Origin of the sequence: Weissella sp. DD23 (assembly GCF_001579105.1) — a bacterium.
Taxonomy (GTDB): Bacteria; Bacillota; Bacilli; order Lactobacillales; family Lactobacillaceae; genus Weissella; species Weissella cibaria.
The window spans coordinates 31,281-41,848 of record NZ_KQ970393.1 but is presented as its reverse complement, the minus strand read 5'-3'; the positions used below and the strand labels follow the sequence as shown (position 1 = coordinate 41,848).

Here is a 10,568-nt window from a genome sequence, read left to right as displayed (position 1 = left end):
CAATACAACGATGTGTTAGCACAAGCCGCCAATGTCCTGAAAGAGCGGCGTTTGCCATCAGAATTCCTCTACATTTTAGATGATGACATGTTATTGATTGTGTCGTTTAGATTACCACGTGAAACGTATGATTATTTGACGGCTGCGACGAAGATTGATTTAGCATCGATTCGAGTCGGTGATTTCCGCCCACAGTTCCAGTGGGGCCACAAATATATTACGACTGAGAATATGCAGGACTATCAAACCCTAGATGACGCCATTAAGCATATCCGCCGTGATATGGAAACGGATTTAGTGACGGAGTACATGAAGAAAGGAACGTTAGATGATTAATGTATTTTACTGGTTAGCCATGTTTGTTAGTGGCGCCTTCTTAGTATTAGCTTTGGTGTTATTTATGATGCAGTGGACGATTTATTCACGAGTTGAAGCAACCATGTGCAAGTTGTGGGAGCAGCGGGGTACCAACTAATGGTGCATCAATTGTTATTAATCATCACGTTGTTATCAATTTGGCTATCCCTCACGATGGCAATGGTTACGTTGTTCGGGGCTGTTCATTTTTGGTTGAAGAATAGTACTGAAGAAGTGGCAATTACCCCATTGAGCCGTTATCCAACGATTTCAATTGTGGTGCCAGCCCACAACGAAGATGTTGTCATTGCTCAGACGATGTCAGCCTTATTGAACTTAAATTACCCGGCTGACAAAGTGGAATTACTGCTTTATTCAGATAACTCCGAGGATCATACCGCTGACGAAATGCGGCGCGTTCAGCAATTACCAGAGTATCGTGATCGCAATATTGTGATTGTGGAACGAACTGGTAAAGGTGGTAAGGCGGGTGTTCTCAATGATTCATTAGAAATTGCGACAGGCGAATATATCGCCGTGTATGATGCGGATGCGATGCCTGAACGGAATGCTTTGTATTTCTTGGTGCGCAAAGCCCTTGAAGATCCAGAACGCCACGTGGCGGTCTTTGGTCGCAACAAAACCCGTAATGCGGAACAAAACTTGTTAACCCGCTTTATTAATCAGGAAATTGTCGTGACGCAACGGGTGCAACACATTGCGATCTGGCATCTATTCAAGATTGGGCGAATTCCAGGTACGAATTTTATTATTCGCAAAGATTACGTCACCGAAATCGGAGGGTGGCGTGATGGTGCGTTAACCGAAGATACCGATATCTCATTCAAAATTATGCAAAGTGGCAAGTTGATTGCCTTGGCCTACAATTCAGAGGCGTTCCAACAAGAACCCGAACACATTAAGGACTATTATTACCAGCGCCTTCGTTGGGCAAAAGGTAACTATCAGGTCGTAATCAATAACATCAAACATTTGTTTGATCGGAGTAACTGGCGCGTCAAAATTGAAACGTTTTACTACGCCGCAACCTTCTTCTGGTTCAATGCCGCGATTTTGTTATCAGACATTCTCTTTGTGGTAAACGTTGCGTTCTATATTGCAGGTCTGTTTAACCCAGCCATTACGATTCCCTTTACGTTCGGCACGAATAATGTGCTCCTAGCGCAAGTATTGTTGGTGAACTGGGTATTAATGATTCTGTTGTATATGCTCCAGATTAACATTGCCATGGCCACGCAGTTTGGTCAGGCAACGACGAAGCAAATCTGGCTGTCGTTCCTGTCGTATTTCACTTATACCCAACTGTTTATGGCCGTGTCTGTTCACGCGGTGTTGCAGGTAATGGGTGATGCGTTGTTCCACCGTAACGGTAATGTTTGGGTGAAAACAAAGCGCTTTAACGATTAGCGAGGAGAACATGGTTTTAAATAAAAAAATTTGGGTGGCCGTTGGTTTTATTATTGTGGCTTTCACATCAATCTTGGTGTACGCCCGTTTACATAATGAGCAATCAGTCACCGCTAATACGTACCAAACGTGGCAAAAAACGTTTGTGACGCGACAATCAGATCAAGCAACGTATGTAAATGCTGGCGTTGACGGCAAAAAGATGGCAATGTCAGAAGCTCAAGGCTTGGGCATGCTGATTACAGCGCAAGCCGGTCGCAAAGGCTGGGCGAGTCAGACGGACTTCGATCACTTGCTGGCCTACTACCAGCAAAATCGGTTGGTTGTGGCTAATCAGCAAACGCACTTAATGAATTGGCGTCAGCGAGATGTTAAGGGTGCGTGGCGAACCGACACGCATAGTGCCACAGATGGAGATTTGTATATCGCTTATGCCTTACAGGTGGCCGCATCGGTTTGGCCAAAGCAAGCAACAACTTATAACACGGTGGCCAAAGCAATCGCAGCGGATATTCTACGTTACGAGTACAATGACCAGCAACAACTGTTAACCGTTGGTGACTGGGCAACGGCCGACACGGCAGCTTACCGGGTGATGCGGACTTCGGACGTGATGCCAAGTGTGTTCGCATCGTTGGCCAAGTTAACGAATGATCAACGGTGGGGACAAGTTTCTGACAGCATGTTGACTAAGTTGGCAACGTTAAGCAAACAACATAAAACGGGCTTAGTCCCTGACTTTGCGGTCGTCACCAAGCAAGGCGTTCGGGCCGCTAAAGCCAAGGAAGTTGCGACGAAACAAGATGGTCACTATGCCTATAATGCAGCACGCGTGCCGATGATGTTGGCGGATAGTTCTGATCAACGTGCTGTGTGGATTAACCGCCGGTTGATGCACTTCTTTGATCAACAAACGCAACTATTAGCGGGCTATACCGTAACGGGTAAGGCGTTGCACAAGTATGAATCAAACGTCTTTAGCGCCCCAATCTTTTACGCGGCGCAATCAGATGCTGACCGCTATGGCAAACTCTACAAAACCGGCGCGACGATTTATAACCGCTCAGTTGCGCAACAACCGTATTATGACGCAACGCTCACAGCATTAGTTGCTGTAGGAGGATTCAAAAATGATTAAAGTAATGACTGTCTTTGGGACACGACCAGAGGGGATTAAGATGGCCCCAGTGGTGAAGGCCTTGGAAGCTGACGAACAGGTGACCCCGGTAACGGTGGTGACGGGGCAACACCGTGAAATGCTGCAACAAGTGCTGGATATTTTTGATGTGACCCCTGACTATGACTTGGCCATTATGGAACCGAACCAGAGCTTAGCGAAAATTACGAGTAAAGTGCTGATGGGGATGGATGATATTCTGACCACGGAGCAACCGGATATTGTGTTGGTCCATGGTGATACGAGTACCACGTTGGCCACAAGTATGAGTGCCTTCTTCCACCAAATTCCAGTTGGTCACGTTGAGGCTGGTTTGCGGACTTGGCAAAAGTACTCACCATTCCCAGAAGAAATGAACCGCCAGTTGACGGATCGGATTGCGGATGTTTACTTTGCCCCAACGCCACTGAGCGCGAATAACTTGGCACGCGAAGGTGGGGATGCTGACCGCATCTATACCACGGGTAACACAGCGATTGATGCGTTGCAGTATACGTTGCAACAAGATTATCATCACGAGGTATTACAACAGGTTAATCCCGACCACAAGATGATTTTGTTAACGATGCACCGCCGCGAAAACCAAGGCATGCCGATGGCAAATGTTTTCCGTGCGGTTCGTGATATTGTGGCGGAGAACCCCGATGTTGAAGTGGTTTATCCGGTTCATTTGAGTCCAGCGGTGCAAAAAACAGCGCGTGAAATTTTGGCCGACGTTGACCGGGTGCACTTGATTGATCCGCTTGATGTGGTGGACTTCCATAATATGGCGGCCCGCAGTTACCTCATTATGACGGACTCAGGTGGCGTACAAGAAGAGGCACCATCATTGAATGTGCCCGTGTTGGTCTTGCGTGATACGACTGAACGGCCTGAAGGGGTCGATGCTGGGACATTACGTTTGACGGGGACTGATTATGACACCGTCAAGACGGCGGTTGAGGAACTATTGCATAATGAAGCTGCCTATCAAGAGATGGCTGATAATTTGAATCCGTATGGGGATGGTCACACGGCCGACCGCATCACCCGGATTATTAAAGACTTCATTCAATAACCAGAAAAACCGCCCATTCAATGAACGGACGGTTTTTCTGTATGTTTAGTGGCTGAGGCTGTTAGTGTGCGCGAATAAAGCGTATATTATATAGTTATCGGTTATAGATTGGAGAGTTGAAAATGGCGAAGAAAGAACGCATTAAGAAGATTTTAGTCGAACAAATCTTGGATAAAGCTAAGATTCCATATGAAAGTATTGTTTTTGCGGGCGGTATGAATCGCGACCAAGCGGAATTAGATAAATATGACCTCACGGATCATGATATTTATAAGACGCTGGCGTTGACGGGTAATGTCACTGGGCCGGTCATCGGGATTGTGCCAATGGATGCTCACTTAGATGAAAAGAAGTTTGCGGTGGTATCGGGTAACAAGAAAGTCACGATGATTCCAACAAAGGATTTGCAAAAGACGACGGGCTACATTCACGGTGCCAATAACCCAGTTGGTATTTGGCAGAACAAGAAGTTCCCCATTTATTTTGATAACATCGCTAAGGAAGCCGGTACGATTACCTTGTCAGCTGGTGAAGTTGGTCGTTCAATTCGCGTTGACGCAGTGCAATTGGCCGAATTTGTGCATGCACAATTTGCGGATATCCGCACGGACGCTTAAGTATGAGTTGGACCATTGTCTGGCAGTCGTGGGTGTTCATTGTTGGCATCTTTTTTGTCTTGCCACTTGTGGGTAGTGCATTGATTTCAGTGATTACCACCCGAACCAACCAACATCTCATGCGGGCATTTGGTCTGAATGCACCCCTGATTTTTGGCTGGTTTGGCGTCATGGTGCATGAAATATCGCACGCAGTCGTGGCGTTAATTTTTGGCCATCACGTGGATAAGATTCGGTTACTCCAGAATCCGTTTAAAGACGGTAATGAAAATCGGATGGGGTATGTGTCGCATGCCTGGAGCCCGAATAATAAATACCAGCAAGCCGGCAACTTTTTTATCGGCATTGCACCAATCTTTGGTATCGCAGCAGCGAGTTGGGGTGTTACCAAATTGGTGTGGCCCCAGTTATTGTTGAGTTACCACACGGGTGAAAGTGTGATGACTAATACTGCCTGGTGGCAAGTTGCGGTTTGGGCATATTTGATTTTGAATTTGAGTCTCGCTTTGAATTTAAGTGGGGCAGACTGGCAAAACACCAAAAGTGGTGTGATTTGGTATTTGATTTTTTTGACCATCGTCGGGGTGATTACGGGGCTGACGATTTCAGACGCCTTTATGATTTGGGAGACGGTTGGTCGCCCAGTTGCCTACTTCTTCGGTGGCCTATTGGGTGGTAGTTTTGTGTTGTATTTGCTAACGGCGTTAATTGGTCGTCGTTAAACAAGCGGGGAGTAATATTTTGACAGTAGTAGAAGAACAACAGTTAGCGGCAATGACGGCATTTATGCAGGCTGTGTTAGGCGGGGATGACACTGGTCATGATACGAGCCATATCGATCGCGTTGTTGCGTTAACAAAGCATATTTTGGCGACAGAACCAACCGCTGATGCGTTTATTGCGATTGCAGCGGCAACGTTGCATGATACGTATGATGACAAATTATTTAAAGATGTCACAAGCGCCAAGCGAGCGGTTGTCGCCATGTTAGCGGATAATGGGGTTAATGAGGCACAGCAGGCTGAAATTTTCCAAATTATTGATAATATGTCGTGGAGTAAGCAACGTTTTGGTAAGCCAGAGCCGTTGTCATTAGCCGGACAAATTGTTCAGGATGCCGATCGCTTAGATGCAATTGGGGCAGTGGCGACGGCCCGTGCCATCCAATACGGCTCGGTAAAGCGGCGGACATTGTACGACCCAGCGATTAAGCCACAAATTTTTACATCCAAGGCTGATTACCGGGCAGCAAATGACGAAACGACGATGAATCATTTTTATGAGAAGTTGTTCTTACTAAAGGATTATTTGAATACACGAGAGGGAAAGCGAATTGGGACGATTCGTGATCGTGCGATGCATGATTTCGTTGCCCAATTCGAGGCTGAATGGGCTGGAACAGATTATCTAGACTAGGAGGCATACATGAGCGGAATTTCAAAGAAAGAGCGAGGTGTGTTGATTATCTTGATTGCAGGGGTCTTCTTGGGCTTCTTGAATCAAACGTTAATGAACACGGCCTTGCCACAAGTCATGGCAGACTTCCACATATCAACGGCCTTAGGTCAATGGATGACTAATGGTTATATGTTGGTAAACGGTGTGATGGTGCCACTGACGGCGTATTTAATTCAACGATTAAAGACGCGAACATTATATTTAAGTGCCGTTGCAGTCTTTGCAGCGGGGACGATTATTGCGGGACTTGCGCCAACTTACCCAATCTTGATTTTGGGCCGTATGGTGCAGGCGGCCGGTGCCGGTGTGTTTGGACCACTGATGAACGTGGTGGTGATGAACTTATTTGCGGCTGACCGCCGTGGTGAAGCAATGGGTATTATTGGGTTGGCGTTGAACTTTGCGCCAACAATCGGGCCAACGCTATCTGGATTTGTGGTATCAAGCCACTCATGGCGTTGGTTGTTCTTGGGGATTGCCCCATTGATTATTTTGGATTTGATTCTGGCATCGATTTTCTTGAAGAATATCGGGGAACAAAAGTTCTTGAAGTTTAACTTCTTGGGGATGGTGCTCTCAAGTATCGGACTTGGTAGTTTGCTGTATGGGTTCTCAAATGCCGGTACGGGTAACTGGCTGAGTCCAGATGTGTGGGCGTTCTTGTTGATTGGTATTGTGGTAACGACGGTGTTCGTTTACCAGCAAACCCACTCAAAGATCCCATTGTTGAACTTTGATGTGTTCAAGTATCACAACTTTACGATGGCGACGTTGATTAACGTGGTTTTGATGGCCGCTTTGTACGGTGGGGCATTGATGTTGCCACTTTACATGCAAACGGTGCGTGGCCAATCAGCCTTTATTTCGGGGTTGGTTTTGTTACCAGGGGCGTTGATTACGGCGTTCCTATCACCAACGTCAGGTAAGTGGTACGACGAATTCGGGGTGAAGCGATTGGCACCGATTGGTCTAGGCTTTGTGGTGATTGGAACTATTATCTTAGCAACGTTGCAATTAGATTCGCCAATCTGGTTGCCCGCCGTTGGTCAATTCGTCCGTCAACTTGGGTTGGTTATGGTGACGATGCCAATTCAAACTGAGGCGTTTAATTCATTGCCATTGGAAATTGTGCCAGATGGCTCGGCAATGTATACGACAATCCGTCAGGTGGCGGCTTCGTTTGGAACAGCTGCTTTGATTACGGTGTACAGTTTAACGTCCGTGTCAGCACCTGCCAAGACAGCGCAAGCGACTGCTGACTTGATGGGGATTCACATGGCGTTCTGGATTGCGACCGGGCTAGTTGTGTTGGCGTTGGGCTTGACACAGTTGCTTAAGAAGCGTGACATCTAAATATTTCTTGTAAAAGCGACCGATTGCGGTCGCTTTTTTTATATACGTGTATTTTATCAGTCTTATTTTGTTCGATAACTTTCCCAAAACCGTTACGAATTCAGTCGTCCTAAAAGGCACACCCTTTAGGGATAATTTTCGTTGAAAACAACGACATTATCTAAAACGAGGGAGTGTTTGGGCATGTATGAAAGGATATGGAAACGCGCATTTGATATCTTAGGTGCGGTGTTTTTACTAACGTTGGCTTGTATACCAATGCTAGTCGTTGCCTTGTTGATCAAACTTGAATCACCGGGACCAGTTTTGTTTAAACAATTACGAGTGGGGCGACATTCAAAACCATTCTATTTGTATAAGTTTCGGTCGATGCGAGTGGATACACCGGAAGTGGCATCGTATGACTTACACGGCCATAACTATGTTACGTTTATCGGACGAATTATGCGTAAAACATCGGTTGATGAGTTGCCGCAGCTGTTCAATATTTTAAAGGGTCAAATGAGTTTTATTGGTCCGCGTCCAGTGATTGTATCTGAAGAAGAGCTGGTGTCGGAACGTCGTAGTCGCAAGGCTGACCGTTGCTTACCAGGGATTTCAGGCTGGGCGCAAGTCAACGGCCGTGACCGGGTGACGATTTTGCAGAAAGCTATGTATGATGCGGAATATGCGTTAGATATTAACCTGTGGCGCGATATTAAAATTCTGTTCTTAACAATCTGGAATATCTTGTTCGCCCGTGGGGTTGTGGAAGAAAAAATCCAGTAAATATCTTAAAAGTGGTCCAACCAAATGTTTTGGTTGGACCACTTTTTGTGTTAAGATAAAGTCCGAAATAAAGTAGGAGGGCAGATTGATGCCGGAGGAAGTCCTTTATATGAAGGTGTTGGGTGATTTGAAGGACCGCATTTATAGCGGTGAATTTCCCAATTTAAAGCTGCCAGATGAGCGATCATTGGCATCATCATACGAGGTGTCACGTAGCTCGATTAAGCGGGCACTGAACGTTTTAGCCCAACAAGGTATTATTTTTAAAAAGCGTGGATCAGGTACATTTGTAAATCCGCTGTATTTAAAGAACCAATCGATGTTTCACTCGATTGGTAACAATCTAGGTGTGTCTGATTCGTATCGGTTTAACGGTGAATCACCGGCCATCGAACTGTTGTCGTTCGAGACGGAACAAGCTGACGAAGAAACACGCTTGGCATTATTCCTCGAAGATGGGGAAGAAGTTTACCGGATTAAACGGCTCCGTAAGTTACAGGATCAAGCATTCATGATTGAGAACGCGTTGGTACCAGTCAAGTTGCTGCCAGCATTGACGGCGGAAGACTTAGGTCACTCAATGTTCCACTACGCTGAAGAGACAACCAAAAAAGCAGTTACGAAATCATTTATGACCGTGACCGTTGAACCATCTAGTGAAGATGATCGTGACCATTTAGCTTTGTCTGAGGTTGAACCAGTTGGGGTCATGGCTGGTATTTACTTCTTGGATGACGGTACGCCGTTTGAAGTTGGGTCAATGCGCGTGCACTATAAATACATGCGTTATAACAGTTTCGTCAGTTTGGACGGCGAATAGCGCGAAATTCACAATTTGTTCAAAAATGGCGCAAATGCGATGAAACCGGCATTTGTGGGTGAAAAATAAGAAAAGCACAAAATTGGACCGCACCAATTTTGTGCTTTTTATTGTACGTAATTTTGAAATCTGTTATTATAGTACTTGTAATCCAGAAGATAACTTCTGCGATTGAACCTTTCTCAAAATTATAAGGAGATTTAATCAAAATGGCAGTAGATTTTGATTCAAAGGAATACCTTGCTAAGGTTGATGCTTGGTGGCGTGCTACCAACTACCTTTCAGCAGGTATGATCTTTTTGAAGAGCAACCCATTGTTCTCAGTAACTAACACGCCAATTACGGCGGACGACGTTAAGGTTAAGCCTATCGGTCACTGGGGTACTATCTCAGGACAAACTTTCCTTTACGCTCACGCAAACCGTTTGATCAACAAGTACGATTTGGACATGTTCTACATCGGTGGACCTGGTCACGGTGGACAAGTTATGGTTACGAACTCATACTTGGACGGTTCATACACTGAAAACTACCCTGAGATCACTCAAGATGTTGAAGGTATGTCACGTTTGTTCAAGCGTTTCTCATTCCCTGGTGGAATCGGATCACACATGACTGCACAAACGCCAGGTTCATTGCACGAAGGTGGAGAGCTTGGATACTCATTGTCACACGCAACTGGTGCTGTTTTGGATAACCCAAACCAAATCGCATTTACTGTTATCGGTGACGGTGAAGTTGAAACTGGTCCTTCAATGACTGCATGGCACTCAATCAAGTTCTTGAACCCTAAGAACGACGGTGCTGTTTTGCCAATCTTGGACTTGAACGGATTTAAGATTTCAAACCCAACGATCTTCTCACGTATGAGCGATGAAGAGATCACGAAGTTCTTCGAAGGTTTGGGATGGTCACCACGTTTCATCGAAAACGATGACATCCACGATTACATGGCATACCACGAGCTTACTGCTAAGGTTATGGACCAAGCAATCGAAGACATCCAAGCAATCCAAAAGGACGCCCGTGAGAACGGTCGTTACGCAGACGGCGAGATCGCAGCATGGCCTGTAATCATCGCTCGCTTGCCAAAGGGTTGGGGTGGTCCTACTCACGACCAATCAGGAATGCCAATCGAAGATTCATTCCGTGCCCACCAAGTGCCACTTCCTTTGGCACAAAAGAAGTTGGCTACGTTGCCACAATTCGAAGAGTGGATGAACTCATACAAGCCAGAAGAGTTGTTTAACGCTGATGGTTCATTGAAGGCTGAATTGGCTGAAATGGCACCTAAGGGTGACAAGCGTATGGCTTCAAACCCTCTTGCTAACGGTGGACGTGCTCGTGGCGAAAAGGCTGAAGATTTGGCATTGCCAGACTGGAAGTCATACGCTAACGACATCAACGAGTCAAACCGTGGAACTGAATTGGCTGATTCAAAGCGCAACATGGACATGAACGTGTTGTCAGGATTCTTCGCTGAAATCTCAAAGATGAACCCAACGTCATTCCGTATCTTCGGACCTGACGAGA

At 46.0% G+C, this 10,568-nt stretch carries 11 protein-coding genes and 1 pseudogene; all 12 read left to right on the top strand.

Features of this window, described 5'->3' with window-relative positions; genetic code table 11:
* Positions 1-336, top strand: a pseudogene (locus WEIDD23_RS06175) (hypothetical protein); the annotation flags it as partial.
* Entirely contained in the window at positions 329-475 is a 147-nt protein-coding gene (locus tag WEIDD23_RS13550) for a hypothetical protein (protein ID WP_197458827.1), read from the top strand. The pseudogene WEIDD23_RS06175 and the gene WEIDD23_RS13550, both read left to right, overlap by 8 nt.
* Positions 475-1,785 (top strand): glycosyltransferase family 2 protein, encoded by a 1,311-nt coding sequence (locus tag WEIDD23_RS06170; RefSeq protein WP_010374950.1) that lies wholly within the window; start codon positions 475-477, stop codon positions 1,783-1,785. The genes WEIDD23_RS13550 and WEIDD23_RS06170 overlap by 1 nt, the downstream gene beginning before the upstream one ends.
* A 10-nt stretch (positions 1,786-1,795) precedes the next feature.
* The gene (locus WEIDD23_RS06165; RefSeq protein WP_010374949.1) at positions 1,796-2,923 is read left to right on the top strand and encodes a glycosyl hydrolase family 8; all 1,128 of its coding nucleotides are present in this window, start codon (positions 1,796-1,798) and stop codon (positions 2,921-2,923) included.
* Positions 2,916-4,019: a non-hydrolyzing UDP-N-acetylglucosamine 2-epimerase gene (gene wecB / locus WEIDD23_RS06160; protein WP_062358850.1), complete on the top strand. Its 1,104-nt coding sequence runs from the start codon at positions 2,916-2,918 to the stop codon at positions 4,017-4,019. Before WEIDD23_RS06165 ends, wecB begins: the two co-directional genes overlap by 8 nt.
* A gap of 122 nt (positions 4,020-4,141) precedes the next feature.
* Positions 4,142-4,636, top strand: a complete 495-nt coding sequence (locus WEIDD23_RS06155) for a YbaK/EbsC family protein (protein ID WP_010374947.1) — start codon at positions 4,142-4,144, stop codon at positions 4,634-4,636.
* Between the two features lie 2 nt (positions 4,637-4,638).
* On the top strand, positions 4,639-5,358 hold the full coding sequence (locus WEIDD23_RS06150; RefSeq protein WP_010374946.1) for a membrane protein: 720 nt from the start codon (positions 4,639-4,641) through the stop codon (positions 5,356-5,358).
* A 52-nt stretch (positions 5,359-5,410) separates the two neighbouring features.
* The gene (locus WEIDD23_RS06145; protein ID WP_038229589.1) at positions 5,411-6,052 is read left to right on the top strand and encodes an HD domain-containing protein; all 642 of its coding nucleotides are present in this window, start codon (positions 5,411-5,413) and stop codon (positions 6,050-6,052) included.
* A 9-nt stretch (positions 6,053-6,061) separates the two neighbouring features.
* Entirely contained in the window at positions 6,062-7,447 is a 1,386-nt protein-coding gene (locus WEIDD23_RS06140; protein WP_010374944.1) for an MDR family MFS transporter, read from the top strand.
* Between the two features lie 141 nt (positions 7,448-7,588).
* On the top strand, positions 7,589-8,215 hold the full coding sequence (locus WEIDD23_RS06135) for a sugar transferase (RefSeq protein ID WP_197458826.1): 627 nt from the start codon (positions 7,589-7,591) through the stop codon (positions 8,213-8,215).
* Between the two features lie 88 nt (positions 8,216-8,303).
* Entirely contained in the window at positions 8,304-9,035 is a 732-nt protein-coding gene (locus tag WEIDD23_RS06130) for a GntR family transcriptional regulator (RefSeq protein ID WP_010374938.1), read from the top strand.
* Positions 9,036-9,244: 209 nt separating this feature from the next.
* A partial coding sequence (locus WEIDD23_RS14630; RefSeq protein ID WP_242865452.1) for a phosphoketolase family protein occupies positions 9,245-10,568 on the top strand: 1,324 nt, incomplete at its 3' end.

Coding starts and splice junctions, on each gene's coding strand:
- WEIDD23_RS13550 (WP_197458827.1), top strand. CDS start 329: ATGATTAATGTATTTTACTGGTTAGCCATGTTTGTTAGTGGCGCCTTC.
- WEIDD23_RS06170 (WP_010374950.1), top strand. CDS start 475: ATGGTGCATCAATTGTTATTAATCATCACGTTGTTATCAATTTGGCTA.
- WEIDD23_RS06165 (WP_010374949.1), top strand. CDS start 1,796: ATGGTTTTAAATAAAAAAATTTGGGTGGCCGTTGGTTTTATTATTGTG.
- wecB (WP_062358850.1), top strand. CDS start 2,916: ATGATTAAAGTAATGACTGTCTTTGGGACACGACCAGAGGGGATTAAG.
- WEIDD23_RS06155 (WP_010374947.1), top strand. CDS start 4,142: ATGGCGAAGAAAGAACGCATTAAGAAGATTTTAGTCGAACAAATCTTG.
- WEIDD23_RS06150 (WP_010374946.1), top strand. CDS start 4,639: ATGAGTTGGACCATTGTCTGGCAGTCGTGGGTGTTCATTGTTGGCATC.
- WEIDD23_RS06145 (WP_038229589.1), top strand. CDS start 5,411: ATGACGGCATTTATGCAGGCTGTGTTAGGCGGGGATGACACTGGTCAT.
- WEIDD23_RS06140 (WP_010374944.1), top strand. CDS start 6,062: ATGAGCGGAATTTCAAAGAAAGAGCGAGGTGTGTTGATTATCTTGATT.
- WEIDD23_RS06130 (WP_010374938.1), top strand. CDS start 8,304: ATGCCGGAGGAAGTCCTTTATATGAAGGTGTTGGGTGATTTGAAGGAC.